This is a genomic window from Janthinobacterium sp. UMAB-56 (assembly GCF_900095265.1).
In the GTDB taxonomy this organism is placed as follows: domain Bacteria; phylum Pseudomonadota; class Gammaproteobacteria; order Burkholderiales; family Burkholderiaceae_D; genus Janthinobacterium.
The window spans coordinates 1-24,606 of the sequence record NZ_LT607655.1; the positions used below are offsets into that span (position 1 = coordinate 1).

The window sequence follows — 24,606 nt, forward strand, 5'->3', positions numbered from 1 at the left end:
TCTTGCTAACTACTTGATTCTAAACAATTCGGTGGTGGAGACGGCGGGAATCGAACCCGCGTTAGTATATGGCAAACCTTCTCGTGCCTACCCGAGCTTTGCCGCCATATCCTCGGCGCTCTCGTTGTAATAGATCTGGAGCATACGCAAATCCCTATGGCCGACCATGCGCGCCAGGTCCAGCACGTTTAGTTTTTTTGCCAGTCGTGTGATGGCCGCATGCCGGCTGTCGTGGAAGGTCAGTCCCTCGATGCAGGATCGTTCGCGCGCTTTACGGAAAAGGGCATCGAGCGAGGATGAGGAAATACCGAACAATGGCTCCTCGCCGGAGTCCGGCAACAGCGCCAGGAGTTCCAGCGCGCGCTTTGAAAGCGGCACGTCTCGTCGCACGCCGTTTTTATTGATTGAGGCGGGGAGGCGGGCGACGGCGCCATTCACCCAGGCTGGCATCAGTCCGCAGATTTCCCCGGCCCGCATCGCTGTCTCGATGGCGAAGAGGTAGGCGACCGCCACGGCCTGGCTCTTGGTCGCCACAGGCTCGTCGGCGAAGCCAAGTGCGTTGCACAGGCGTTCGATTTCATCCTCGGTAGGAATGCGTTCGCGTGAGGCGGCAGGCTTGGGGCGGCGCACGTCGCTGGTCGGACTGTCCGCAAGCCATTTCCATTCCTTGCGCGCAGTCGTAAAAACGTGAGATAGCAAGTTCAGCTCACGATTCACGGTCGCGCCGGTGACCTTGCTTTCACCGGTCATGCGCTGATCGCGCCAGGCGCCGAGCAGTTCAGGTGTCACGTTGGCCAGTTTGATATCTTTGATTTTCTGGCCGCCAATGAGCACTTCGCCGATGGCGTTGAGGCGCAGCCTTTCCCAGCGCTCGCCGCGCTTGTGGATGGATACTTCTTCCAGATACCTGTCGAATGCGTCGCCGCAGCTTTTCCCGATGACGATGCCACTGTCGGCGCCGCGCCGGATTTCGGTTTCGCGTTCCGACGCCCAGGCCGCAGCCTCGGCCTTGGTGCTGAATGTTTTAGATTCCCGTGTGCCGAGGATGGCGATTTCTGCCCGCCAACCGCCAACCCGTTTCCTGAATGAAGCCATGCATCCCTCTCGTTGAGGCGTAATCATGGCGTAAATTTGGCGTAATCGCTACTGGTTTTTGTCGGGTTTAATCTGGATTAAGGGAAATGTCGGGACGTAAAAAAAGCCACTAACCCGTTGATTATATTGGGTTTAATGGCTTTTTCGATGTTTCCAAATTCTGTGCGCTGGTGCCCGGAGCCGGAATCGATTTTCTATTAAAATCATGGAGTTAAAAGTTATTTTGGTAAATTTGCACCAAAATAACACACGCCAAAAGAACTCGCCGGGTCGAAATGGGAATCGAACCGATTCCTCTATTCCTGCTGACAGCCCATTATAACTGCCTCCAACTGCTCCTCATACTTTCGGGCGCGCAGCCAGTCCCGCGCCAGCGCCAGGACGATCTCGCCGTCCGTTGCCGCCGGCGCCAGCTGGTCAAACTCGTAGGTAGGCCGCTGCGGCACCGCGCTGATGCACGGCGCCATCACTGGCACCTCGACGCGCTGCGACGCCGGTGGCGTGGCGGCGCAGCTGGCCAGCAGTGCAATCGACGTGAGTTGTAAAGCGATACTTGACAACTGAATTTTCATCGCACACCCTCCAGCAGCAGCCTGACGGCCGGCATAGCCTCGTCGCAAGTCGTGGCGCGCGCGCCCGCGACCTGCACCAGGGCCGCGTCATACTTCTTGCCCTTGGCAGCGGCTGCCGCCTGTGCTGCAGCACCTCGTTCCTGTGCCGCCAGGGTTGCCTTGGCCATGCCATCGATGGCGCGGTTCTGCTCGCTGATCGAGGTACGCAATTGCGCGCTGATGCCCTGCTCTTGCGCCAGCGCCGCGCGCGCGGCATCCCGGTCGTCGGCGGCCAGCCACCAGCCAGTACCGCTTGAACTGGCCACAAGCAGCAGCACGGCGGCAAGGACGATGGCCGCAGCCTTCCAGATGCCGCTGACGGCGGCGCCCGCCAGCGCGCCCAGGGCGCTCACGCCAGCACCCGCTGCGCCACCGCGAACAGCGCCAGGCGCTCGGCCAGACCGTTCACGCCACCGTTGATGCGGCGCGTCACCCGCTCCTGGTCGCCAGCATCGGCCAAGGCGTTCAGCCCCTTCGTCTGCCAGAACCAGCCCGCCGAGCGGCAGGCGTTGACGGTCTGCTCGAGCAGCTCGGGCTTGGCCAGCAGGTCGAGGCCCAGCGCCTTTCCACAGGCGCCGTAGTTGGTGCGGCCGGTCACCTGCAGCAGGCCACGGCCACGGAAGCGCACGCCATCGCCGCGCTGCGTGTTGCCCAGGTCGACGCGGCCCTCGTAGGCCTGTCCGCTGGCCAGCTCACGCACATAGCGCAGCTGGCCAGACTCGTGCCCCACTTGGGACAGGAACGACGCCCGGCGCGCCGGCGTCGTGATTCCGAATTCCGCCATGGCTGCATTCAGCGGCTCCAGGAAGGCAGGCGCGCGCGCACGTGCCAGCGGCATGATGGCCACCAGCTGCGCCAGCGTCACGGCGCTCACAGGCCACCCCGAACGTCACGGACAACAGCGGCCGCGTCGCGCGCCAGCTCGCCGATGTCCTTGTCCTTGCGCTTGTCGAGCCAACGCACCGTGGCACCCAGTACCCACCAGGCGGGCAAACCAGCGGCCACCATCAGCGGTGCGGCGATGAACAGGAAGCCCATCGTTGGGTCGCTGCCGTACAGCACTGCCACTTCTTTCGCATTGTCGAACAGACTGGGCCACCAAGAGCGCACAGCTACCACCAGCGCAGGCCCCAGCAGGAAGGAAGAAATGATCGTCACGAAGAAGCGCGCGAACGCCTCCTTTTTTGTTTTTGGCCACATAAACATGAACCCCAGTGAGGTTGCGGCAGCACCGGCCAGAACCGGGATGCCAAAAATCTTAATCAGTGCGCCGCCGGCGGCGGTCGTTTCAAGGGCCATGGAGATATCTTTCATATGTTTAAAATGGAAAGGCCGCTTCAGCTAGCCCAAAAATCAGATGAAATTACCGTCTGAAATTCTGTTGTAGGATAGTGTGGCTACGAATGGCGTTAAATTGGCATAGGTATATGTGACCGACGTACCACCCACGCTGATAGCCCCCGACCCGGCATTATTTGTCGGCCCAGCCAGGGTCTGCAGGATCGATCCGCCGGATTGCCGCTGCGTGAAAATGAATGTCGCGGTGTTGAGCAGTGCCCCGTTACTAATTGCATACGAATTTGCATATACCAGATACACGCCATCGGAAAGAATCACTGCGCCTAAATTGATGGTTTGCGTTGCGCCATACGTTGTGCCGGCGATGAGCTTTGTTCCCTGAACCGAAAGACCGCCAGAGCCACGAAGAATCTGTTTGGGAAAATTGCCGCCTCCCTCACTACCTGGACCGATCAGGTCGGCTGGCTGGATGTTGATGTACCGGTCATATCCATCATGCCCAGAACCGTTATATGGGGCTGTTATGTTATGGCCCTGCACCAGATTATCGGAGCTGATACCGGCAATTGATACTGTCAGGACGCCGTGCCCATTGAAAGTGCCACCGATCGTGGAGGCCATCAGAGTCGGCGAACATGTCACTCCACGGCAGCCGTCCAGTTTTATGGCTGCGACATAGTCCGATGGGCCAGTGCCAGGAGGGGCATCTAATCCACTATTGTCGAAAACACCCGTCACACGCCCCCCGCGCGCTAATACCAGTCGGACGTCGTTGCTAGTTGTGGCGCCGCTAAATGTGCAGTCGATATCCACCACATCAGTCCTGTCAATATCGATCGCCTCCGTAAATCCCTGGCGCTGAATATCAACACCTGACATTTTGAATAATTCCAGATGCGAGGTGCGCACACGAATGCTGGAATAGATGCCACCGGGTGTACCGAACATGCGCCCGCCGTTTTGCACATAGCGACCGGTGCAGCCAGTGATGTAACTCGGCGCGCCGAACATTTCCGCGTTAGCATTGTTAATATCGATATAACTCAGGCTTGCATCGATATGCGCACCGGCCGTGTCCAGTTCACAATCCACTAAAAACAAATTAACGCCGCGGTTACCAATGAAACCATCAGAACGTATTGCCGGCGTGGTACCGACACCTGCAATACGGATGTGAGCTGGGGCATTCTGGAATACGCACTGCACAATGCGGAAGTCAGTCGCATCGACGTCGAAATATAGCGATCCGCCGTTAGGGTAATCTCCATAGTTGATGCCGCTCCCCGATAACGGCAGATCAAACGTACTGCCCACAGTCACGTACCAGAACTCCACCCATTGCACAGCGCTAGTTACGGCTGCGTTACAAAGGGTGCTGCCGTCCAGGCTGGCGCGACTCCATTTAATGATGGGTTTGTTCCGATTATCGCCAGCGACCACCGCAAAGCAGGTCCATGTAACAGTCCCGTCATTGACGGTTGCGCCCACAGTCGTGGGCCAGACGGGTTCGACAGCACCAGATACCCCTTTCATATTTGCGCGGTAATAAAACCCGTTGGATGTGGTAGGTAGGCGTGTGCTGAATTGCTGGAACTGATAGCTGGCCTGCCAGCGCCCCGAGGGCGTCACCCCCGTACTATCCATGATGATTCGCGTGTGACTACCTGTATTAGCGGGGTGCGCACGCGCAGTCAGCAAAATATTCGTTGGGAAGGTCGTTGTGCCCGTGACGCGCAGACGACCAGGCTCAACAATACCAACTGGCCGGCCCTGCCCAATTCCTGCCCACGGGGTGTTGGTGCTCACCGCGCGCCAAAGGCAGTTGGCAAATTTCTGGAATGCCACTGTGCTGTCAGTTTGACCTGTGTGGTCACAACCAAACCAAGCACTGGAGACACCACCCTCAAAGTTGCGCTTCCAGCATCCACCGCCAGCAGCCCTAAAAACGGTACCATCATCTGTGACCGAGGTGTTGTCGGATGGGTCTAGCACGAATGATCCCGCAATTGGGGCTGGTCGTGCAGTGACGAGGTAACCAGACACGTCAACGCGCTGACGTGGTCCGCTGTAGGCTTTTAGTGCTGCATAATCGGGAAGTTGTAGCGCTTGAAAAGATTGCGCGACAGTTTCGCCACCGTTGCCGATATTTTGCGATCCGGTAGCAGTTGACAGGTTAATAGACCCAATGTTATCGCGATCCCAGATCGTATTCCCCTGCGCATCCCTCAAGATGATCCGGTACAAATCATCACCGTACATCACGACCTCGCCGCGCGCGTTAGCCAGCGTAGGGTTGGTATTGGCAATGGTCAGCGCCGCATCCTGAAAGGTATTTTTCGGCGTCAGCGTACCAGCTGCGTACGTGAAGATCTGGCCGCCAATCAGCGGATTCCAGTTTGCATCCTGGAACAACTGCTTCGGTTGGGGTAATAGGCTGCCTGCCATGGACGTTCCAATAAAAAAAGCCCGCTAAGTAGCGGGCGTTTGTCGATGTACCGCACGGGGCGGGAGGTATTTTTGGTGCGGCGATGGCCGCCGGGGTTACTGGCGGTCACCTGGTGTCAGCGACGCCGCGCGATAAACTGTCGGTGCCGCTTTGTCGATCAGCCGATTGGTGTCCGTGCCGATACGCGTGGGCTGCTGCAGCTGCAGGTAGCGGCAGACAATGCTGTGTGTCACTACGGTGTTAGCGGCACCTGCACTGATGGGGCGAACAGCTTGTTGGCCGCCTGCGCGCCGCCAACACCGCCAAGGGCGCCGACGCGCGTCGAGAGCTGCAGGTTTTTGTCGTTGATACGTTGCACCAGGTTGACCAGGGAATTCATCTGCTGCTCGGCTTCAGGGCCGCGCATCAGCATGATCCGGCCCATCTGGTCACGTACGCGTTCGGGCGTGGCCACGCGGTTCCATGCATTTTTGGCTGAGCCAACGGCACTGAGCAAATTGCCGCCCTTGGCCGAGCCGAGCGCATGGGCGGCGTCGTTCATCGCCGACAGATCCAGGTCACCCATCCCCGACTGGCGTTCAGCAGTCTGCGAGCCTTGGTTGATGCGCTGAATATTCTTCATTTGCGCTTCCCGTGCTACATCGGCGGCGAACTCACGGTAGGCCCGGTCGCTGCCGAAAATGACGCGCAGCTTTTCCTGCATCGACGGGTTTTTCCACATGTTCATTATCTCGGTCTGCCCGGACTGCGATCCCAACTTGTCGCGCAGTCCCTCGAAGGCGCCAATACGGAAGGCCTGCTGCTCGCCTTCGCTCATATCGCGCACCACCGCCCTGATGGCGCCACCCTTTTGCTGAATCGCTTTCTCGCCGGCCTTGGCTGCATCCATCAAATCCGAGGGTTTTGAGTAAGCGTTACGAGCCGCCTGGTACAGCGATTGGCCAGTCTTCGTATCGGTTGTGACCTTGTCTAGTTCGTTCACCAGCTTGGTCCGCAGGTTGGTAACCTCTCGACCAAATGAGGTTACAGTGCCATCGCTTTTCAGGGCGGATGAAGATTTCAGCAGATCGTCCAGGCCCTGTTTAATATGGTCGAGATCTCCCATCTTCCACTTGCTGACCTGGTTGGTCAGGCCATTGACCGCTGGCGCCGTAACATCGAGGGAAAAAGGCTGCTGAGCAGCGGTGGCAATATCTCGAGCCATTTTTACGGCTTTTAGTTGGTCGGCCGCCTTGACGATCTCTTGCAGGTTACTCGAGGGGACCACTTCCACCTGACGTAGCTGCGAGTACAGCGGTGCTGCGTCCGCGCTGCGGCGCTTGGTCAAGGCAGCAATTGTCGACTCCATGCGTTGACCCTGCGTGTCGAGCGCGCTTTCAGCATCGGCCCGCAGGCGCGCGCCGGACGTGGCAGTGCGCTGATGCTGCAGGTTCGCCACGGCCTGCTTAGTACGCCCTGGTAAGGTAGCCAGCACGTCGAGCAAGGCGGACGAATTGCGGCCGCCCGCGTCGGCCAGCACGGCGGTATCATCGCCCAAGCGGTTGAAGCGCTTGGCGATCTGCAGCACGGGATTGATCGCCCCGCTGGTAAACAAGTCGCCAGTGGCATCGCGCGCGAAGGCCTGGGCAATTTTTTGGCGTGCATACTCGGCCGCAGCTGTTTCTGAAACGCGCTGCCTGACGTTGCCCGCGACGGCGCCCAGCACGCCAGTAACGGGCGAGGCGATGCCGCCGAAGGCCGCACTGGTAGCAGCTCCTTTGGCGCTGTCCGCGAGCGTGCCGCCAATGGTGTCCGCATTTGAATGCGTGGCGCCCAGCACGCCGCCGTACGCAGCGCCAACGCCGGCTGCCTGCGCCGCCCGTGGAGCCCAGCCGGTGAACTTTGTCCCGGTGCCAACGGCACCGGTTGCCTTTGCCAGTGAGTTGGCGCCCTTGAGCGCGGCGCCGCCCAGTGGCAGCGTCGCGAGGATTTCGCCGCCCACCTCGCCAGTGGCCGCCAACAGCGGGTTGCGTGCCTTGTACGGCGCAAGCTCCTCCGTCATCTTGGCGCGGCCGGCGTCGGCGTCGTTGACCAGCCAGGTACCGGCGCGGCTGAGTGCCGATTTTTTTGGCTTGTTCCCGGTCACCAGGTCGGACATTGATGGCGCGGTACCGCCGACGGCGTCGCCGAGGAATTCATACCATTTCCCGAGACCGCGCTGCGCGCCCAAGACCAGGCCACCAACACCTTTGCCCAGGCCGCCAGCGAGTGTGATGGCACCATCGACAACGCCGCCATCACCATCACTGGCAGCGGGCGCAGCTGCGGGAACGGGCTTTTCTTCCGGCATAGTCTGGATATATGCCGCCAGCTTTCGGGCACCTTCGGTATCGCCTGCCTTGTCGGCATTGCGCAAGGCAGTGTGCAGCTCGTCGCGAGTAGCCATCATTTGCCTCCATATTTCTTGAGCAATGCATCGATATCAGATGGCGCGCTGTTGGAAGGCGGCGCCACCGGGTTGGTAACGGTAGCGGCTTCCTTCTTGTAATTGAAGCGGGAGCCTGCATCTTTTCTGCCGGTCGACAATTCGTATTGCCGCTCCAGATTGTCCTTTTGTGCGGACATCAGATGCAGATAGCCGCCGATCACACCCTTCAGCTGCTTGGTGGTTTTGGCGTTGTCAAGCAAGTGCGACAGCTCTTGCCGCTCTTCCACACCGCCACCGCCGGCCACAATCGATTTAAGGACCTCTTTCGCCACAATGCCTTTTACAGCGTCAAAGTTCGTTGGCGCCGTACTGCCAGTGCTCTGCGCCACCGTGTTGGCAATCTTGTTGGCCAGCGGGACATTGCCGTTCCCCAGCGCGTCGACCAATTGATCCAGTTGCGACAGGTGGTCAGTTGCGGTCGAAAAGGAACGAATCGAATTGCCGGGCGTGCCGGTGGAGAAATCACGCATCGCCTTTTGCTTTGCGTCGTACTCTGTCGCATCGAAATTGGGGTATTTCGCGTTCACCCGGTCCATCAGGTTGGCAATTTTCGGATTGCGAAGCGCATAGCCGGTCGGCGCCTTCATGCGGCCTTGGCCGATTGCATCAACGGACGACTCCGAAAGGTCGGACGGAGCGTTGCCTTCTTCCTTGCTCTTATCGAATGTCAGTCGTTCGCGCGCCGTGCGGGCGCTGCTGTCGGTGGAGTACCTCGATGTATTTGCCGAGAGCACTGCATTGGCGTCAGGTTTGATGTAGGACATCGCATCCTTCGCCTTCATGACCTGCGCCATCACGCCATTGGCCCAGCCGTTCAGGCTCTTAGGGTCATCGCTAATGGCGCCGAGCTCGTCGAGCTTGGCCTGAGCCACCTGCGGCGAGATCACTCCGCTGTGCGCAGCTGCATTCAGCCCTGATTGGATTTGCGCCTTGGTCACCGCGGGGTTGTTCACCCAGGCATTGGCGAGCTGGCCGGCGATTTCAAATTGATGCATTGCCGTCTCTTGCAGCGACTTGCTGGTGTCGGCCTTGGTTTTCCCGACGTCAGCGGTTTTTGCGTCAATCTCGGCGGCGGTCTTGCGCTGGTCTTGAAATTGCTTGCCGTATGCCAGCCCGCGTGCGCCATAGCCTTGGGATGCCAGGCCGCGCACCACGTCGTCGCCGCTCTTGCCATCGGCAAGCAGCTGCGACAGGGAGTTTTCGCCTGCGCGCTCACGCTGGCTGTCGGCGAACGTCATGTCGGCCAGCCGGTTCTGGTTGCGCGCCTGCTGTACTTGCGCGACCTTGCCATAGGTGTCAAGAGGGTTGTCGAGCTGCACGCCGCGCGCTTGCAGAATAATGCTTGGGTCAAGTGTCATATTTTTATTCTCCGAATTTAAGGCGAGTAGCCGCTGCCGTAGTAGTCAAAATTCCCGGTCTGGTTGGTGGCCCCTTCCGTCACGCCGCTGCCCGTTCTACCATTGAGCAGTTGGTTTTGCGTGTACCAGTTGGTTGCCTGCCCCAGGCTATTGGTCAAGGCATTGCCATTCGCCACGTAGCCCGAGGCGCGCGCATTGCCGGCGCCCAGCTGGTTCTGGGCCACGCCAGATGCCGTGTTCAAGCCGGAGGACGTATTCACGTTGGACGCGGTCTGGCCGATGCCGGCAATGCTGGCCAGGCGATTTTTGTTGGTGGCGTCGCGATTGAAGGCATCGTTGAACTTGGTACTGGCGTAATCGTTGTTGTACTGGCTGGCCGCTTTCAGCGCAGCGCCGGACAGCAGGCCGCCGCGCGCGGCGGCGCTATTCGTGACGCCCTTCATGCCTTCGGTCAGGCCAAACTGGTAGCCAGGCTCTCCCTGCAAGTCCGCTCCAGTAAAGTCCTTCATTCCAGCCAATTTATTCATGGCCGTTACGCCCGCATCATAGAAGGGCTTGTTATCCTCGCGCGACTGGTTGTACATCGCCAGCTGCGTATCGTTCGCCTGATTTGCGGCCGACGTTTGTGCCTTGGCGGCCTTATTTGCTGAGTTCGATGCTACTACGCCACCCACTACGGCACTGCCAATTACCGCTGCTGCAACCATGATCAGCCTCCCAGCCATTTGCTGTAGTACGTCTCGACAGGCTCCGCGTCGATCAGCTTGAAAAGATAGCTTGCGTCCATGTGCACCTTCGAACCCATGAACCAGCGCTGTACGCCACGGCGGCGCAGCTCGCTTTCGACGAACTGGAACATGCGCAGGCCGGCACCACCCTTACGCTTGTCGGGGCGCAGGTAAAAGATATCGGTGGTGCAGGTCAGGCATGTGCGGTAGTGCAGGCCCGGGGCGATGAAGCCGATGTAGTAGCCCACCAGCTCGCCGGCGTCGCGCAGGGTGACGAACAGCAGGCCGCCCTGGCGCTCGCGCTCGATGTAGACGGCATATTGCGGATCGAGCGGCACCTGATCCTGATTCAAAGCCAGTTCGCGGTAATGACCGGGCAGCAGCGCCTTCAGCTCGGGCAGGTGCTGCTCGAAGTTTTCGATATGGCAGGTGATCATTTGGAGGTCCTCACGTCAATAATCATGTGGATGCGGTCGTCGGCGCTGTTGTTGATCACCTCATGTTCCTGGCTGTTATCGAACCACCACAGCTCGCCGGTAGCCATGTAGGTAGATTCGTCGCCGGCGCGGAAGACCACGCCGGGCTGGCTTTGTAGCACCAGGTGGAAGCGGCTGTAATAAGCAGTGTGGGCGGGCGTGTCGGAATGCGGGTAAATCAGGCCGCCTGGTGCGATCTTGTTGATCATCACTCGGCCCAGGCGCTCGCCGTCGACGCGCGCCATCACGCCCATCACCAGGCGCCGCGCCTCTGGCAGCACCGCATAGGCCGGATGGTCGATGCTTTCGTGCTGGTCGTACTTGCTGAGGTGATCTTTCAGCTCGGCTTCGGTTTCCAGCACGGCTTTTTCCGGGAAACGCAGCATGATCGATTCGATCTGCGCAAAAGGGCCTTGCGGATAGTCGCGCAGGTAGGTGTCGGCCTTCCACAGGCCGGGCCGGCGCTTGATCGCCAGCAGCAGCGGCATGATGTCGATTCCGGCGGTGATGAGTTGGAAGTTTTTCATGAGTAATAGGCCCCGGAAATAGCTTGAATGTTGACCACGCCAGCCGTGCTGGCGAAGCCCTGCAGGAAGTCCCCCGCCTTCATCTGCGGCACTTGCACGTCGACGTAGTCGTTGGCTGGGACGGACTTGGCGGGGAAGAAGTTGTTGGTGGCGCCGTTCGCGCCCGCCAGCGGCACGCTGTACAGCGTCACTGCCACGGCGGCGGCGCTGGTGTTAGTCAGGCGCAGGATGCCGTTGCGCAGCAGCATCGATGCCACTGCCGCTGGTACCGTCAGGATGGTGGCCGCGGTCGCCGTCAGCAGCACAGGCTCGAACAGCTTGTTGTATTGCATTGCCATCAGGTGACTCCATTTTCAAGGGTTGCGACGCGACGCGCCAATTCATTGCCGCTGATGCGGCTTGCTTGCAGTTCCGCCTGCAGGTCGTCGATAGTGCGCAGCAGACCGGTCAGCGCGATATCGCTACGCTCGAGCGCGGCCTGCTGATCGTCCAAGCGGCGCAGCAGGTCGTTGTTGGATGGGGGCAGGTTGTCTTGCTCCACCTCCAAGATGGACAGCATCACTTGCGCGGCCGCCACCAGAATGACGAGGTTGTCGACGATGGGTACCAGGGCGCTCGTTTGCTCGGTCAGCTGGGGCAGCGTGGTGCCGCCGGTCTCTGGCCCCACCTGGCGGACCAGATGGCGCACTGCGTCGACAAACACACGGTCAAATCCAGCAGCCAGCAATGCCGACTCGCTGATCTTGACGATGCTCATGCGTTATCGCTCCAGTTGGCCTTGATCAGTCGCTTGGACATGCCGTATTCGAACAGCTGGTTGGTGCCATAGTCGTGGCACACCAACTGCTTTCCGGCCATGCCATAGTTTCTCCGTTTGAAGTCGCACAAGAAGATGGGCATCTTTTCAGGGTAGTCTTTGTCGCTGGCAGGTCGCGTTCGGCGCATTACAAGAACCGAACCATTTGGGCTGATCGCCAAGCATTCGGCGAACCAGCGGCGCAGAGGCGTATCTTTCACCCTCTGCCACGTCTCCCACTCAACGACGTTTTGAAAGATGCCAGCGCGCTCTTCGACCTTTAAAACGCAATCGGGCATGAGGTTGCTGGTCCACACGGCGCGCGACATGCCCGTATAGAGCAGTTCATCGCACATCAAATTGAAAACCTCTTTATGCATCGGAGGGTGCTGGCTCATGACGTACCTGCCTTCAGGTCAAGATACGCGCCTTGCAGCACGATCTTGGCGTTGGCCGTGGTGGAGACTTCGAACACCCGGTCGCGGCCACTTCCAAGCCGGTTGAAATCGGGCTTGTTCAGGTATTCGCCCACCTTGCCGAGCGACTTGGTCAGCGTCGACGACCAGGTCTTGCCACCGTCGTCCGACCAGCGCATCCATACTTGCGGATCTGGCTCGTTGTCGTTGCCGACACCGGCCTCCATGTCCAGCGTTAGTTTGCTGAAAAACTGGCGCACGCCGCTGGTGGTCAGGTGCTGGAAGCTCTTGGTGCGGCGGATCGGGGCGCCGTTGTCGGTGTAGGTGTCGAGGTCGAGCTCGTAGATGTTGCCATTTTCCCAGTCGCCGACCAGATGCTTGCGCTTGTAGGCCACGTGGCAGTTGTCGCGCACGCGGCCGAGCTGGTTGCGCTCATCACGGTAGGCGCGCTCGTGCCACAGTCCTGTGGCCGAATCAAAGGCCCACGTCTTGCCAACCGTTGGGAAGCTGAGGACGTAGAAGCTGTGGCCACCTTGCTGGTAGCTGTAGGCCTGCGCATCATCGATGCGGCTGTACAGGCGCATTTCCTCTTCCAGCGCGTGCGTGCTGATGCGGCCTGGCTGGTAGCCGTTGGCGCGCCAGACCATGCCGTCACCACGCTCATCGCTCCCCAGCCAGAACAGGGAGTTGTCCATCTTGCAGACCGAGTTGGCTGCGGCGCAGCCGGTTTCCATCGTGGCGCCGCTGATGCGCTCAAACGGGAAGGTGGCGGTAGAGGCGCCGAAGACCTCAATTGACTCGGTGCCGAAGAACCAGATTTCGTTGTGGTCCTTGATCTGGCGCAGCAGCACGTCCGGTACGGACTCGGCGCTGGCGAAGTCGAGCGGGTCAAGTGTCAGGTCGAGCGCGCCGGTGATATAGAACTGCTGCGTGCCCGGCTTGTTGAAAATCAAGAAACTGTTGAGGATTTCCACAAAATCAGCGCCATACCAGCCCGCGCCGGCCATTGCCCCCACCGCCAGGGTGGTCAGGTTGACCGTGGGCGCCGTGGTCGTGCCATCCACGAACACGGCGGCCACGCCGTTGTCGGCCGCGCTGACCTGTCCGGATGCCGAGCCAAGCGCCGCCATGCGGGTCCAGATGCTGCCCGTGTAGCGGTACAGTTCACCACCGCGCGCAGCATACAGATCGCCATTGCTGGCCAGGTACAGGCAGCGCACGCCGCCGCTGCCGGGCACGGTCGACCACAGTTTGCGGCCGGGCGTGCCATAAAACGTGGTCGGCGCCGTGGCGTCCGGCGGATTTTCTTCCGGATACAGGTTCACGCAGCGCTGAGCATTGGCCAGCAGCGAGCGCGCCGTATAAGACGCGGAACTGAGCAGCACGCGGGCCATCAGCCACACACCCCAAAGCTGATGGGGGCACTTTCGGTCGCATAGGCCAGGGCCAGGCCGCGCCGCGCAAGGAAGCGCCGCTCGATATCCTGCCGGTCGCCAAGATTCACGCCGAACTTGATCGACACGTCGTTCGCGATCCACAGGCCAAGCAGGCCCAGCCACGTTTGCGCCACGTCGGGCATGGCGCCAAGCGCCGCATCAATGCCGATAGCCTGGTAGGTTATCGACAGACCCGGATTGGTGGCTGGCACCGGCCACAGATAGCCCGCACCATTGGCCGCGATGTAGATCTTTTGCGGCCTGGCGGCGACGTAGTCGGGTTGCTGGATCGCGTCGTAGTCCACTTTAGGGATCACCAGCAGATCGATGTTGGCGTTGTCGACCGTGTAGGATACGACCGGCACGCCGAAATAGTCGGCGGGCATGGCCACTTGCGCAGGCGTACCCGCCGACCAGGCCAGCGCCACTGGTGCAGCCGTGATCTTCGGCCACGACAGGTCGTGGATCGGCAGTTCCTTGATGATGTTCTGCAGCGCGTTCATGCACACGGTGTAGTCATCGGCCGCTGCTGTCTGGCCGGCGCCGATCACGCCGACGATCTGCAAGGCGTCGGTAATGGCATCCTGCGCCGTCAAGGTCCAGGTGGTGGACATTAGGCGGGCATGGCGCTGTAGGCGAAGCGTGGGATGCGCACGGGGCGCTCGGTGCCGTCTTCGGCCTTTACGGTCGTTTCGACCACGGCATGCTTCAGGCATTCCAGGAAGGCTTCCGAAATCGTCACTTCCTTGTCGCGCTGGATCAGGATCTGTTTGAAGTTGTGCACCAGCGGCACGTCGCCCTTGTCGGTGGCATCTTCGCCGCTGTGGATGGTGACTTTGAACATTTTTGGCGCCGGGGCGGCCTTTTCTTTTTCGAGGGTGGACATTGCATTGCTCCATAAAAAATGCCCGCCGGTTCAAGGGCGGGCATTCTGGGGTGGGAAACGCTGCAGCAGCGCTGCAGCCGGGTATTACAGCGACGCGGCAGATTCCAGGCGGATCATCCAGCTGTCGTTCAGGATCTTGGTCGTGGTGGTGGCTTTCCAGCCCACGGTGGAGCGCTGCTCCAGCGGGTCGGCGGTACCAGCCGAGCCCAGCGCCTTGACGTAGGTATTCATGGCATTGCCGGACAGCGGGCAGACGCCGTAGGAGTTATCGGCCAGGATCAACGTGACGTACACGTCGAAATTGGCGCCGTTGTTTTTGTACAGCGCCGTGCCAGCCGCGCCGCCGCCCGCGAAAATCTTGCAGTTGGTCGACGAGATGAAGCGGATATTCTTATAGGCGCCGATTTCATCTTCCAGCACGCCTTCCTGGCTGCCGTAGTCGGAAACCGAACGGTAACCGGCAATTTGCTCCAAGTCGAATTCCACGTCAGGATGCACCAGGGCGATGAAGGCCTTGCGCACCGAGCCCGTGCCCACCTTGTCGGTCGGCATGATACCTTCCTTGATGAACTTGGCGTTTTGCACCTTCAGGAAGCGAATCGCCTTGTCCAGGTCGGCCGCCGAGATCTTCACCGCGACGGTAGCGCGCGATGCCACGCCATTGGCGTAGGCGACGTTGGTGCCAGCCACCATGACGTCACGGCGCGCTTGGTCAATGGTGGTGCCCGCCTGGTCGCCCAGTACGTCGGTAGCTTCGGTAACAACCGCATCCTGGTTGGTCATCGAGACCAGGTCGGACAGGGTGATGAAGTCGCCGTACTGCGCCAGCGTGGCCAGCAGGTCGGTCACTGCCAGGCTGGAACCGGCTGGGGTGACGCCTTCGGTCAGCGGCACCGAGGCCACTGCCAGCTGCGAATAGCGGCGGAACTTGATCTGATTGCCATTGCGGGTGGCAATCGGGCGCTTTTGGCCGAAGCGGCCATGCACTTCGGCAGGCTGCGCGCGCGCCAGCAGGTTGCGGTCGTAAAACGCCTGGACGCCTGGTGGCACCTGGGTGATGGTGGTGGTTGCCATATCGTGAAGCTCCTATTGGTTGGTGGCTATCGATTAATAGCCTTTGACGCGCCTTACCTCTTTGGCAAAATCCGCGTCGCTCATGTTTTGAATGCGCTGAACGGCCTCCAGGTCCGGGCTGGCCGTAGCGCGTGTTGCGCCGCTGCTTGCCCCTGGAACGCTCATCGCCGACTTTTCCGCCTGCTTGGCCGCCTCGATGGCAAACCGCTTGCCCACCTGGCGTTCGGCGAACGCTACTTTTTCTGCTGTGATCTCACGAATGACCGCCAGCGGGTCGGCCCAGGCTTCACCCATGGCGTCACGCTTGGCCACCAGGGCCGCTTCCAGTTCCGGATCGATGGTGGTGTCGAAGATGCCCGGGTGGGCCGCTGCGACGATCGACTGCCAGTCCTGCTGCTGGCGTTGCGCTTGTTGCGCCGGGGCTGGGTCGCTGGTCACGTACTTGATGGCCTCGACCAATTCCGGGTTTTCTTCCAGAATCGCCGGCCGGGTAGCCTCGCGCTGCGCCTGCTGGCGTTCGCGCTCGATCTCGGCCAGAAGCTGGCGGCTCTTGGTGCCCCATGCCTGGGTATCCTTCAGCGCCTTTTCCGTCTTTGCCAGCCGGGTGCGCAGCTCTTCCAGGGTTTCTACAGCGGGCGCCTCGGTGCTGGCCGGGGCCGAGGTAGCCGCTGCTGGCGTTTGGGCCGTCTCGGCAGCTGCCGGGCTGGGCGTGACTTCGGTAGTGGTGCCGGTCGTGCCGGCGGCCGCCGCGTCAAGTTGGGCTGCTGCTGCATCGTAGTCCCTCTGGTATTGCTGCTGGGGTGTGAGATCAGGCATTGCTATTGCTCCTTGCTGGGTCCGCCGGGCGGCGGATAGTCCGTTGTTAAGCCGCGTCCGGATCGGATAGTGCGGCGCTGATATGGTCGCGCTCATGCAGCAGCGCGGCCGGTAATTCCAGCAGATCACGCAGCGCCTTGATGGCGCCACGCGTTTGTTCGTTGTTCTCACCGATCAACTGCACGGTCTTATCATCAATGCGCTGCTGAATCTCCAGGGCCACGCGCGGCCAGCAGCCGTTCAGTGCGGCCAGCGTGGTGTTCAGGCAGTCCAGCCGTGCGTCCAGCGTCGGATCGGTCGTCATTGGCCGCTCTCAGGCGTAAAAAAACCGCCATCGGGCGGTGCGTTGAGGTCGGGTGGTTGTGGCGGCATGCCTTGCGGATCGCCATCTATGGCGGCGGGGCCGGGATCGAGCGCCGCATCGGGCGCTTCAGGTATGGCTGGCTGGCCTGGCTGTTCCTGTACTTCGCCGGGCGGCATGCCTGCCATGCCTGGCGCTTCTGGTACGGCGGGCGTGGGCGCTGGTGCGGCGCCAGGTTGCGCCGCGGCCGCGGCCTGCTGCTGCTCGACAATCAACTCAATGCCGAATTCCTGCGCCAGTACCTGCGCCAGCTGGGCCGGCATGGTCGGGTAGATCAGTTTCAGGCGGTCGGTCTCTGCGCGGTAGCGGTCCAGCAGCAGCTTCTGGTTGTCGACTTCCTTGCTGTCACTCAGATCGTTGTATTTCTCGCCGATTTCCTTGAGTGAGGCCTCCAGCATCTGCACGTGCTGGTTAGTCTGCTCCATCTTCTGCTTAACCTGCGGCGGCACCTTGTCGCCGTCCTCTTCCTTCAGGATCGGGCTTTCCTTGCCGATTTCCATGCAGTGCCACGTTTGCTCGAGCAACTCGCGCGCGTCGATCAGCGCGGCCGTGGCTGGATTACTCATTGCCCAGTCGGCGAACGCGCGCAGCTTGTTGATTAGGATTTCTTTTTGCATGAAACTGCTCGTGCCGGTGGCCTGCCAGTCCATGAACGACGTCTTGCCGAAGCGCTTGATCTCGGCCCAGGCCTGCGCCGCCTCGTCACCGTGGATCTTCTGGACCGTCTCGACCTCTAGATACTTCAGGTTCCAGTTGATGATGCTTTCGATGATGGGCTCGATCCAGTTGGCGTCGATGTTCTGGATCACCTCCTTGATCGGCAGCGACGAGGCCGACATGATCATGCTGATGCCGGCCGCCGTCTTGTTCAGGTTGCGCGAGTCGTCGCCCTGGGTGTACTTGGTGATGCCGGTGTCGTCATCGCTGAACTGCTCGGACATGCGGATCACGTCGAGCCAGCCGCCGGTGATGTCCTCTTCCTTGTGGTCGATGATCGCGTTGGCGCGCTCTTCTGCCGACAAGCCCGCCTTCATCTGGAACACCTTGCCGGGATATTTCTTGAAGTCCTCGGTAGGCAAGAACTTGCTACGGTCAACGCTCTTGGTGCCCAGCAGAGCCATGCCTTTGCCTTCCATGAACAGGCGGAATGCCGCATTCACGGTCTTCTGGTGCGCGGCGTTGTTGTCGGCCACGCCCACGCCCCAAATCTCGTGGTCGACTTCCTCGTAGCAGCACGACAGCGCGGGCGTCTTGTCGCCATATGGGCTTTCGCTGACCTTCACCACCACGCCGCCAGCCATGATGGCGATCACGCTGATCATCGTGCCGGCATCGATACCGCTGGCATTCGGGTCGATAGGGCCGCCCAGCGCGCTGCGCGGCACCTTACCGAAAAAGCGCGCCACCTTGATGCGGCCGTTCTTGTTCCAGAATTCCATGTTGCCGCGCATCTGGCCGGCGATCTCCGAACCCGTCTCGCTGCCGTTGTTGGCGGCGCCCTGCAACGCCTCGCTGATGTTGCGGTACGACTTGTCGGCACGCCAGGCAGCGACGGTGTGCGGGCTCTCCATCGTTACCCAGAAGATGCCAAGGCCATCAGGGATGGTGCGTGCCTCTGGGTCGGGGTAGGCGTCCAGCGTGCTGCCCAGCTCGAAGTATGGGAAATCGAACTCGTATTTCTGTTCCTTGATCTGGGTGTGACCCAGGGAGTTGTCCGCCACGGTTTCGGTCAACGTTTCCTTGCGCACAAACGGCCCGTACACGAAGCCGGTACCGTAGGTGGCCAGCGTGTTGACGCCGGTCTTGATCATCTGCCGGAACTTCATGCGCTCCAGCTGCTCGGTGACGATATCCTCGACGACGTCGGCGAACTTGGCCAGCGACTCATTGGTCGGGTTGGTGTCGAAAGGCAGCTCACCATTGCCGAACAGCGCGTCGTTGATCTTGGCGCGGCTGGCGCGCACCTTGTTGCGGGTCGAGCCGATGAACAGGCCCGCGGCCTTCTTGGCGCGCGCGGCGCCCGTGCCGCTGGTGTCGTCGGCGCGCGGGATGCGCATCACGTCCTGGTAGCACTCCAGCAACTTGAGCTCTTGCGGCTTGCGCGCGCGCTCCCACTCCATCAGGCGCTCTTCCAGCAGGTTGCCGAGGGCACTGGTGGATTGGACTGCTTCGGTCATGGGTAGGCGCCTTAAAAGTAAAAGCCGTTGGAATCCGGCATCTGTTGTTCGATTTCGACGGAGAATTCCGCCTCTTTCCTACTGATGCCGTAGCGGCGCATCATCCAGGCGTAGCGCGTGGCCGCCATCAGGTCATCGGCCAGCTTGACGACCTTGCCGTCCTTGCGGTGGTACATCCGGAATTCTTCGAACCATTCCGTCAGGTGGCTGAACACCTTGAACTTCTTCAGCTGCATCCGCTGCAGCATGTCCTGCAAGCCTGCCTCGACGCCATTGGTGCCATCGGGGAAGGTGGCGCGCTCGGGCATCATCTGCAGGCCGGTCTTCTTGTACTGCGCGGCCAGCTGCTCGCCGCTGCCTTTGTCGTGTTGCAAGCCGTCATGCGGCCAGGCGATCGGCAGCCACCTCGGCCATTCCTTCAGCGACAGCGCGAACATTTGCGGTGTCTGCTCTTTCTGGCGGTGGCAATCAGTGACGTAGAACGTGTCGGTGTCGCGGTCCCATGCCACCTTGACGCCGGCGCTTGGGTGATCCCAGCCGAAGTCCATGCCGCCGCTCTGCGCCCAGTGCGCCGGGATCGGGAACGCTTCAACCTTCAGCGACTCTTCGTCGACCGGGAAGATGCGGCCCGAACCCAGCGACGGGATGCCTTTGGTGCGCGCCTCACGCTCGTGCGCGGGATAACTGGCGATAATTGCTTCACGCTGCTCGGGCGTGTAATGCCCTGCATCGTTGATCGTCATGTTCGTGACGTGGGTACCTGCTGGCTTGTCCAAGATGAAACGCTTCACCGTTGTCGTCATGCCCTTGAGGGGGGTGAAGGTCATGTACACCAGGCCATTCGTGGCGTTGGTACGGGTCAGACCTTCCATGTAGACGTCGTCATCGGGCTCTTCATCGAACCAGACCAGCTGCAGCGTCTCGGCCTGGAACTTCTCTCGGCCCTGGTCATAACTTTTAAAGCCCAGCAGACTCTCACCAGCCTGCACGTCGCCACCACCGCCGTGCAGGATCACCAGCGTATCGAGCGCATCGGCCACGCCGCGCTTGAGCGATTTATCCTTGATCGCGTCTTTCGGGATGGCGCCGGTACCGAGCGCGTTGATACGGCCACACAGCACTCGCTGTACTGAATCGCGCGTTACCTCGGTCGTCACACCGGCGGCCCAGCCCGCAATCGGCTTGTTGAAGACGCGGCCTTTCCAGTCATCGGGGTAGCGGCCGGTCATGTGCATGGCTGTTTCGAAGCCAGCGGACCAAGTCTTGCCAAGCTGGTTGCCCGCCATCAGTAGGCGCTCGCGGAACGTCAGGCCGGCAGCATGAAATTCCTGCTGCTTGGCGTACGCGCTGTAGAAGTTCAGGGCATTCTCGCGCTTGAATAGCTCACGGCCCTCCATCAGCTCCAGCAGCTCCATGCGCTCATCAAGCGACAGCAACGATAAATCCACCTTTACCCGCCAGCCTTCGCCAGAAGCTCGTTCAAGCGCCTATCGACCTGCTCCGGCGTTTTCTGCGGCGGTGGTGGCGGCTCGTTGTCCTTGTTCGCGTTCAGCAGCTTCAAGGGAATTTCCGCCGCACTGTTCGCCAGCTTGTGCAGCGCCGCCATGGCCGTCAGGTGCTGCGGCGTGCTCATCGGGTCCACTTCATCGACACGTTCGAGCGCCTGGCTGGCCATCAGCGACAAGCGGTGCATCGACGATGCGTTCAGCTCGGCGGAGCAGGCGACGTTTTCGCTGATGTTCGACAGCTTGCGCGCCAGGTCGGAAACGATGCGCTGCTTGCCGAGCGGCAATGTGCCGAACAGTTCGGCAATTTGCTTATTTGCCGCATCGGCCTGGACCATCTTTTCCGCTATGACACGCAGGTCTTTTTGCGCATTCGGCGCTTCGGCTTTATTCGGCTTTATTCTTCGGCGAATCGACGATTCATTGACGCCGAATTCTTGCGCCAGCGCGTTGATCGAAATGCCGTCGACCAGGTGGCGCCGCTCGACTTCAATCCACTGGGCATCGGTCAGCGACGATTTGCGACCCATGACCAGTTCTCCTATGAAAAAATACGCGCAGAATGCAAAAAGCCCGCGACCATTTCTGGTAGCAGGCTTATTTCCGGGCGCACGAAGCCCCGACAGGTCGAAATATACGCGGCTTTTTTCTTGGTTGCAACCTCTTTCAGCAGGCGATGCGGCTTTTCAGCAGCGAAAACAGCGATTCAATGGCGAGATCGAACACCACTTCAAAGTCCGCACGCCAGGCATTGAACGTGTTCAGCCCATAGTGCGAAAGTACGGCTGTGCGCTGCAAAACCGGCAGTTCCCACACGGCAGAATCGACCGCGCGCACTATGAGCTTGTCCACTTCGACCTCGATATCCTCGATGGAGTGAATGCGGGCGTCGGGCGCGCCCAGGCACTCACGCCGCGCGCCTTCGCCGACGGCGCCGCCGACGCTCATGCATTCCGCCCAACGGTCGAGCATGCCTTTGATGCTGTCGTAGTGTTCTTGTCGCATCGAATTTCCTATTTTTAATCTGTTTTTAATTGCACTTTTTGCCATTTTCCGAGGCGGTGCGCTGGATTTGTACCGATGACTACCGATAATCGTGCTATTCAGGATTCATGCGGTTTGCCGGGCTGGTCTTCGCCAGTTTCTCGCCGTGGTGTGAATCCCATTTTTTCGGCCATGCGGCCCTGGGCTTGCACAGCGATGTCGAGGTTCTTCTCAAGGTAGGCCATGGTGGTGCTGGGGTTCTTGTGACGCATGACCTTCTGGATGGTCTGGATCGGCACGCCGGATTCCGACAGCAGCGTGGCAAAGCTGCCGCGCAGGCGATGCGGCGTGATGCCTTTCGTCTTGCAGTGGGCGTTGGCAGTAGAGATCGGACGGCGCGCGAAGCCGGGCGGCTGCTGGCTGCCGTCCTTGCGCGCGGTAATCAGGCCTTCGGGTTGGCGCCGGGGTTGCAGGTAGTCGACCAGCCAAGCAGGCATAGGCACCGGCTCGGCTTCTTTGCCCTTGGTGATGCCGGGCGTGTAGGTGCGGCGCTCCCAGTCGATCCATTCCCAGCGCGCGCTGGCGGCTTCGCTTTCGCGCAGGCCCAGGCCGAACATGAAGCGGATGGCGGTGGAGACGGCGGGGGAGCGGCGGCCGGCGCCGTCGATGGCATCGAGCCACTGCATGGCCACGTCGAGCGGCAAGATCTTGCGCGGGCGCTTCTGTGTGCTGAGCATGGCCACGTTCCATGGCCGGCATGCCAGCATTCCCTGCGAAACAGCCCAATTCGTCACCAGCCGCATCACGCGCAGCCAGTGGTTGGCCGTGGCCGGCTCGCGCGTGGTCAGGTGTTCGTTACGGGCCAGCTCGATGTGGCGCGCAGTGATCTCGCTGACGAGTAGATCGCCCAGGTCGTACAGGTGCAGGCGGTAGCAGGTGCTGACGCTGCGCACGTGGGCGGCGCTCGACACCGGGCCGCGCACCAGTAGCCACTCGGCGAAGAGCGCGCGCAGCGTCGGTACCGGTTTACCGCCGTTCGTGCGCACCACCTCTTCATCGTAGGCGCGGCTGGCCACCGCTTCAGCGCGGGCCTTGGCGCGTTCGCGCGTGCTGCGCTGAACGCGGCTGCCGGCCACCTGGAAGCGGTAGTGCCAGATTTTTTTGACCTTGAACAGGGCGAATGTCATGGGCGCCACCAGGCGGATTGGTTGGGTGATTTCATCGTGCTACTTCCTCTTGTGGCTGAAAAAACTTGTTTATGGCATCGCTACGTCAGGCCGAGTACTTCCTTGGCATTCGCGATCTGCACCGCATAGAGCGTTTTGTCGCCAGCGTCCACGCGCTGCATGATCCGCCGCGCCCAGCGCAAATGGTCGAAGTCGCGCGGCTTGGCGGCCTTGTTCACGCCCATGGCGTCGAGCTCACGCAGCATGCGCGCGGCATCCTCTTTCGACAGGTTGGCCAGGCCGGGCGCGGGTAAGGCAACGGCGGGCGGGGGAATTGGCGCCCACTCGCTGCGCGCCATCTGGGCCTTCAGGGCGGCGGCCCAGCGGTCTTTCACCTGTCCATAGGATTGCGTCATCAAATCGCGTGAGAGCAGCATGGCTGCCCAGTAGACGGCTGGGTGCGACCACACCCCTACCTCACCCTTGCGACGAGCTTGTATACCATCCACAGCCTCGTGGTAAGCCTGCACAGGGTCTGCGAAAGGTTTGCATGCCTGGATAAACTCGGCGCAGGAGGGTGGTTTCTGGTAGCGGGTACGGCAAGCCTTGAGGCCGACCGCTACGTCTTCGGGCGTGATCCCTTCGTCTTCGAATGCCTCGACCCATGATTCGGCCCAGTTGTCGATCGCCTGCTGGCTGGCGAAGTTGGCGCTCCACCAGTGCGGGTAGGCGCCATCGAGCCGGTTGTACAGGTGGTCGATCATCGAAATACCGAGGCGGGGGTGCGGGTCGAACCACTTCGAATACGGCCGCGTGGTCGGCTCGGCAAGCGCGCCACCGGCCATGCCGGTCAGCGCGCTCATGTTGCAGGCCCTGGCGGCGGCCGGTGGCGGTTGACGTGCGCAGTGGGGTCGAACTTCGGTGGTCGGCCGCCGCCAAGGCCTGGCAGGGCACGCTCATTGCGCACCCAGTTGCGCCAGGTGGCCGCCCAATCGGCCTTTTTGCCCTTGGCGCCAGGCACCGCGATCCAGTAATCGCGGAAGCGCTGCACGGTTGCCTCGGCGGACAGGTCTGGCCGCTCGGTTTTGCAGAACGCGATGTCGGCTTCGGTCGGCGCCCAGTCCGCAGGCAACCGCGAAGCGGGTGCGGCTACCTCTGCTCTTGACCTTTCTTTTGTAGTTAACTTCTTCTCTTCTCTTTTCTTCTCTTCTCTAGCTAACGCTGGTGTAACGTTCTCAGCGTTACATGTAGCGTTACTCGGGGCGTCAGTGCGGAAATTCGCCACACGTTTCGCTGTCTGTGCGCGACCTTTTGCGGTTGCACCGTTGTGTTTTTCGAAGTTCGGCAGCATCAAACCGGCGCCGGTTTCCACCAGCCATGCCACGTCGATCATCGCTTGAGCGAACCCAGCAGCCCCCGCGATACGATCAAGTAACGCACATGTAACGCCGTCAGCGTTACCATTTACCGTTTGCTGGTCGAACCAGCGCCAGATGCGGAAAAGCTTGCCGACTGTCAAATCCGGGTCATCCCAGCCCATGCGCGCAGTGATCGCGAAGACCTCGGGTTTATCCGGTGTGGAGCATTCCAGTTTGAGCCATTCGCCTGCCATCACGCCACCTCGCCAGTTTCAGCGCCGCCCTGGCGGCGCACAACCGTCACTGGCTGCGGCTCGCTCGGGCCACGATGATGCGCCGTGGCCACGCTACAGGCGCTGGCAGCGGTCTTGCCCTGCAATGCCTGGCGCGTCGATGCCTTGATGGTGTAGGTGATGTTGCTGAGCTCGATGTGGGCCAGCAGCAGGCTGGCGAAATGCTTGCGCATGTTGCATTCCATGCCGGACTCTTCCAGATCAAAGCCAGCGCGCTCGCAGATCTGGTAGAAGGTGCCGGGACCGACCAGCAGCGTTTGCAGCACCAGGTATGGACGGGAGCCGACATACGGCATCAAGCGCGCCGTCATGGCTTCACCTGCGCTGCCTG

At 60.9% G+C, this 24,606-nt stretch carries 28 protein-coding genes; all 28 read right to left on the reverse strand.

Annotated elements, in window-relative coordinates; genetic code table 11:
- Window positions 1-87 precede the first annotated feature (87 nt).
- The 28 genes from K0F85_RS10855 to K0F85_RS10990 all read right to left on the reverse strand — a co-directional run bounded on the left by K0F85_RS10855 (window position 88) and on the right by K0F85_RS10990 (window position 24,586).
- Window positions 88-1,095, reverse strand: coding sequence for a site-specific integrase (locus K0F85_RS10855; protein ID WP_219116076.1), 1,008 nt, complete (start codon window positions 1,093-1,095; stop codon window positions 88-90).
- Between the two features lie 296 nt (window positions 1,096-1,391).
- Window positions 1,392-1,667 carry a hypothetical protein gene (locus K0F85_RS10860; protein WP_219116077.1) on the reverse strand — a complete coding sequence of 92 codons (276 nt, stop codon included), beginning with the start codon at window positions 1,665-1,667 and terminating at the stop codon, window positions 1,392-1,394.
- Entirely contained in the window at window positions 1,664-2,059 is a 396-nt protein-coding gene (locus K0F85_RS10865; RefSeq protein WP_219116078.1) for a hypothetical protein, read from the reverse strand. The genes K0F85_RS10860 and K0F85_RS10865 overlap by 4 nt, the downstream gene beginning before the upstream one ends.
- Window positions 2,056-2,580 (reverse strand): glycoside hydrolase family 19 protein, encoded by a 525-nt coding sequence (locus tag K0F85_RS10870; RefSeq protein ID WP_257572690.1) that lies wholly within the window; start codon window positions 2,578-2,580, stop codon window positions 2,056-2,058. The genes K0F85_RS10865 and K0F85_RS10870 overlap by 4 nt, the downstream gene beginning before the upstream one ends.
- Window positions 2,577-3,020 (reverse strand): hypothetical protein, encoded by a 444-nt coding sequence (locus tag K0F85_RS10875; protein WP_257572691.1) that lies wholly within the window; start codon window positions 3,018-3,020, stop codon window positions 2,577-2,579. Before K0F85_RS10875 ends, K0F85_RS10870 begins: the two co-directional genes overlap by 4 nt.
- 39 nt (window positions 3,021-3,059) lie before the next feature.
- Window positions 3,060-5,450, reverse strand: a complete 2,391-nt coding sequence (locus K0F85_RS10880) for a hypothetical protein (RefSeq protein WP_219116079.1) — start codon at window positions 5,448-5,450, stop codon at window positions 3,060-3,062.
- Window positions 5,451-5,683: 233 nt separating this feature from the next.
- On the reverse strand, window positions 5,684-7,879 hold the full coding sequence (locus tag K0F85_RS10885; protein ID WP_219116080.1) for a hypothetical protein: 2,196 nt from the start codon (window positions 7,877-7,879) through the stop codon (window positions 5,684-5,686).
- The gene (locus K0F85_RS10890) at window positions 7,876-9,276 is read right to left on the reverse strand and encodes a hypothetical protein (protein ID WP_219116081.1); all 1,401 of its coding nucleotides are present in this window, start codon (window positions 9,274-9,276) and stop codon (window positions 7,876-7,878) included. The genes K0F85_RS10885 and K0F85_RS10890 overlap by 4 nt, the downstream gene beginning before the upstream one ends.
- Window positions 9,277-9,293: 17 nt before the next feature.
- A complete protein-coding gene (locus tag K0F85_RS10895) occupies window positions 9,294-9,983 on the reverse strand; it encodes a hypothetical protein (protein WP_219116082.1) in 690 nt (229 codons plus the stop codon).
- A gap of 2 nt (window positions 9,984-9,985) precedes the next feature.
- Window positions 9,986-10,441, reverse strand: coding sequence for a GNAT family N-acetyltransferase (locus K0F85_RS10900; protein ID WP_219116083.1), 456 nt, complete (start codon window positions 10,439-10,441; stop codon window positions 9,986-9,988).
- Window positions 10,438-11,007, reverse strand: coding sequence for an aspartyl/asparaginyl beta-hydroxylase domain-containing protein (locus K0F85_RS10905; protein WP_219116084.1), 570 nt, complete (start codon window positions 11,005-11,007; stop codon window positions 10,438-10,440). Before K0F85_RS10905 ends, K0F85_RS10900 begins: the two co-directional genes overlap by 4 nt.
- Window positions 11,004-11,345, reverse strand: a complete 342-nt coding sequence (locus K0F85_RS10910; RefSeq protein ID WP_219116085.1) for a hypothetical protein — start codon at window positions 11,343-11,345, stop codon at window positions 11,004-11,006. Before K0F85_RS10910 ends, K0F85_RS10905 begins: the two co-directional genes overlap by 4 nt.
- Window positions 11,345-11,764: a hypothetical protein gene (locus K0F85_RS10915; protein WP_219116086.1), complete on the reverse strand. Its 420-nt coding sequence runs from the start codon at window positions 11,762-11,764 to the stop codon at window positions 11,345-11,347. Before K0F85_RS10915 ends, K0F85_RS10910 begins: the two co-directional genes overlap by 1 nt.
- The gene (locus tag K0F85_RS10920) at window positions 11,761-12,201 is read right to left on the reverse strand and encodes a hypothetical protein (RefSeq protein ID WP_219116087.1); all 441 of its coding nucleotides are present in this window, start codon (window positions 12,199-12,201) and stop codon (window positions 11,761-11,763) included. Before K0F85_RS10920 ends, K0F85_RS10915 begins: the two co-directional genes overlap by 4 nt.
- Complete coding sequence (locus K0F85_RS10925; protein WP_219116088.1) at window positions 12,198-13,604, reverse strand: hypothetical protein; 1,407 nt, start codon at window positions 13,602-13,604, stop codon at window positions 12,198-12,200. Before K0F85_RS10925 ends, K0F85_RS10920 begins: the two co-directional genes overlap by 4 nt.
- A gap of 8 nt (window positions 13,605-13,612) precedes the next feature.
- Window positions 13,613-14,269, reverse strand: coding sequence for a hypothetical protein (locus K0F85_RS10930; protein WP_219116089.1), 657 nt, complete (start codon window positions 14,267-14,269; stop codon window positions 13,613-13,615).
- Window positions 14,269-14,541: a hypothetical protein gene (locus tag K0F85_RS10935; RefSeq protein ID WP_219116090.1), complete on the reverse strand. Its 273-nt coding sequence runs from the start codon at window positions 14,539-14,541 to the stop codon at window positions 14,269-14,271. Before K0F85_RS10935 ends, K0F85_RS10930 begins: the two co-directional genes overlap by 1 nt.
- Before the next feature lie 84 nt (window positions 14,542-14,625).
- Window positions 14,626-15,615 (reverse strand): N4-gp56 family major capsid protein, encoded by a 990-nt coding sequence (locus K0F85_RS10940; protein WP_219116091.1) that lies wholly within the window; start codon window positions 15,613-15,615, stop codon window positions 14,626-14,628.
- Window positions 15,616-15,648: 33 nt separating this feature from the next.
- Complete coding sequence (locus K0F85_RS10945) at window positions 15,649-16,431, reverse strand: hypothetical protein (RefSeq protein ID WP_219116092.1); 783 nt, start codon at window positions 16,429-16,431, stop codon at window positions 15,649-15,651.
- A 46-nt stretch (window positions 16,432-16,477) separates the two neighbouring features.
- Window positions 16,478-16,735: a hypothetical protein gene (locus K0F85_RS10950; RefSeq protein ID WP_219116093.1), complete on the reverse strand. Its 258-nt coding sequence runs from the start codon at window positions 16,733-16,735 to the stop codon at window positions 16,478-16,480.
- A complete protein-coding gene (locus K0F85_RS10955; protein ID WP_219116094.1) occupies window positions 16,732-18,969 on the reverse strand; it encodes an alanine and proline-rich secreted protein Apa in 2,238 nt (745 codons plus the stop codon). The genes K0F85_RS10950 and K0F85_RS10955 overlap by 4 nt, the downstream gene beginning before the upstream one ends.
- An 11-nt stretch (window positions 18,970-18,980) precedes the next feature.
- A complete protein-coding gene (locus K0F85_RS10960; RefSeq protein ID WP_257572692.1) occupies window positions 18,981-20,405 on the reverse strand; it encodes a terminase large subunit in 1,425 nt (474 codons plus the stop codon).
- A gap of 14 nt (window positions 20,406-20,419) precedes the next feature.
- Window positions 20,420-21,004 carry a hypothetical protein gene (locus K0F85_RS10965; protein ID WP_219116095.1) on the reverse strand — a complete coding sequence of 195 codons (585 nt, stop codon included), beginning with the start codon at window positions 21,002-21,004 and terminating at the stop codon, window positions 20,420-20,422.
- Window positions 21,005-21,140: 136 nt separating this feature from the next.
- Window positions 21,141-21,479 (reverse strand): hypothetical protein, encoded by a 339-nt coding sequence (locus tag K0F85_RS10970; RefSeq protein WP_219116096.1) that lies wholly within the window; start codon window positions 21,477-21,479, stop codon window positions 21,141-21,143.
- Window positions 21,480-21,577: 98 nt separating this feature from the next.
- On the reverse strand, window positions 21,578-22,645 hold the full coding sequence (locus K0F85_RS10975; protein ID WP_219116097.1) for a site-specific integrase: 1,068 nt from the start codon (window positions 22,643-22,645) through the stop codon (window positions 21,578-21,580).
- 80 nt (window positions 22,646-22,725) lie between these two features.
- The gene (locus K0F85_RS10980) at window positions 22,726-23,487 is read right to left on the reverse strand and encodes a replication protein P (RefSeq protein WP_219116098.1); all 762 of its coding nucleotides are present in this window, start codon (window positions 23,485-23,487) and stop codon (window positions 22,726-22,728) included.
- Window positions 23,484-24,236 (reverse strand): hypothetical protein, encoded by a 753-nt coding sequence (locus tag K0F85_RS10985; RefSeq protein ID WP_219116099.1) that lies wholly within the window; start codon window positions 24,234-24,236, stop codon window positions 23,484-23,486. The genes K0F85_RS10980 and K0F85_RS10985 overlap by 4 nt, the downstream gene beginning before the upstream one ends.
- Complete coding sequence (locus K0F85_RS10990) at window positions 24,236-24,586, reverse strand: hypothetical protein (protein ID WP_219116100.1); 351 nt, start codon at window positions 24,584-24,586, stop codon at window positions 24,236-24,238. Before K0F85_RS10990 ends, K0F85_RS10985 begins: the two co-directional genes overlap by 1 nt.
- Window positions 24,587-24,606 lie beyond the last annotated feature (20 nt).

Excerpts from the sequence above, each read along its gene's own strand:
- K0F85_RS10980 (WP_219116098.1), bottom strand. The coding sequence starts at position 23,487 with ATGAGCGCGCTGACCGGCATGGCCGGTGGCGCGCTTGCCGAGCCGACC.
- K0F85_RS10955 (WP_219116094.1), bottom strand. The coding sequence starts at position 18,969 with ATGACCGAAGCAGTCCAATCCACCAGTGCCCTCGGCAACCTGCTGGAA.
- K0F85_RS10875 (WP_257572691.1), bottom strand. The coding sequence starts at position 3,020 with ATGAAAGATATCTCCATGGCCCTTGAAACGACCGCCGCCGGCGGCGCA.
- K0F85_RS10970 (WP_219116096.1), bottom strand. The coding sequence starts at position 21,479 with ATGCGACAAGAACACTACGACAGCATCAAAGGCATGCTCGACCGTTGG.
- K0F85_RS10885 (WP_219116080.1), bottom strand. The coding sequence starts at position 7,879 with ATGATGGCTACTCGCGACGAGCTGCACACTGCCTTGCGCAATGCCGAC.
- K0F85_RS10945 (WP_219116092.1), bottom strand. The coding sequence starts at position 16,431 with ATGCCTGATCTCACACCCCAGCAGCAATACCAGAGGGACTACGATGCA.
- K0F85_RS10905 (WP_219116084.1), bottom strand. The coding sequence starts at position 11,007 with ATGAAAAACTTCCAACTCATCACCGCCGGAATCGACATCATGCCGCTG.
- K0F85_RS10900 (WP_219116083.1), bottom strand. The coding sequence starts at position 10,441 with ATGATCACCTGCCATATCGAAAACTTCGAGCAGCACCTGCCCGAGCTG.
- K0F85_RS10965 (WP_219116095.1), bottom strand. The coding sequence starts at position 21,004 with ATGGGTCGCAAATCGTCGCTGACCGATGCCCAGTGGATTGAAGTCGAG.
- K0F85_RS10990 (WP_219116100.1), bottom strand. The coding sequence starts at position 24,586 with ATGACGGCGCGCTTGATGCCGTATGTCGGCTCCCGTCCATACCTGGTG.
- K0F85_RS10890 (WP_219116081.1), bottom strand. The coding sequence starts at position 9,276 with ATGACACTTGACCCAAGCATTATTCTGCAAGCGCGCGGCGTGCAGCTC.
- K0F85_RS10950 (WP_219116093.1), bottom strand. The coding sequence starts at position 16,735 with ATGACGACCGATCCGACGCTGGACGCACGGCTGGACTGCCTGAACACC.
- K0F85_RS10935 (WP_219116090.1), bottom strand. The coding sequence starts at position 14,541 with ATGTCCACCCTCGAAAAAGAAAAGGCCGCCCCGGCGCCAAAAATGTTC.
- K0F85_RS10985 (WP_219116099.1), bottom strand. The coding sequence starts at position 24,236 with ATGGCAGGCGAATGGCTCAAACTGGAATGCTCCACACCGGATAAACCC.
- K0F85_RS10910 (WP_219116085.1), bottom strand. The coding sequence starts at position 11,345 with ATGGCAATGCAATACAACAAGCTGTTCGAGCCTGTGCTGCTGACGGCG.
- K0F85_RS10855 (WP_219116076.1), bottom strand. The coding sequence starts at position 1,095 with ATGGCTTCATTCAGGAAACGGGTTGGCGGTTGGCGGGCAGAAATCGCC.
- K0F85_RS10915 (WP_219116086.1), bottom strand. The coding sequence starts at position 11,764 with ATGAGCATCGTCAAGATCAGCGAGTCGGCATTGCTGGCTGCTGGATTT.
- K0F85_RS10860 (WP_219116077.1), bottom strand. The coding sequence starts at position 1,667 with ATGAAAATTCAGTTGTCAAGTATCGCTTTACAACTCACGTCGATTGCA.
- K0F85_RS10975 (WP_219116097.1), bottom strand. The coding sequence starts at position 22,645 with ATGACATTCGCCCTGTTCAAGGTCAAAAAAATCTGGCACTACCGCTTC.
- K0F85_RS10940 (WP_219116091.1), bottom strand. The coding sequence starts at position 15,615 with ATGGCAACCACCACCATCACCCAGGTGCCACCAGGCGTCCAGGCGTTT.
- K0F85_RS10930 (WP_219116089.1), bottom strand. The coding sequence starts at position 14,269 with ATGTCCACCACCTGGACCTTGACGGCGCAGGATGCCATTACCGACGCC.
- K0F85_RS10895 (WP_219116082.1), bottom strand. The coding sequence starts at position 9,983 with ATGGTTGCAGCAGCGGTAATTGGCAGTGCCGTAGTGGGTGGCGTAGTA.
- K0F85_RS10920 (WP_219116087.1), bottom strand. The coding sequence starts at position 12,201 with ATGAGCCAGCACCCTCCGATGCATAAAGAGGTTTTCAATTTGATGTGC.
- K0F85_RS10880 (WP_219116079.1), bottom strand. The coding sequence starts at position 5,450 with ATGGCAGGCAGCCTATTACCCCAACCGAAGCAGTTGTTCCAGGATGCA.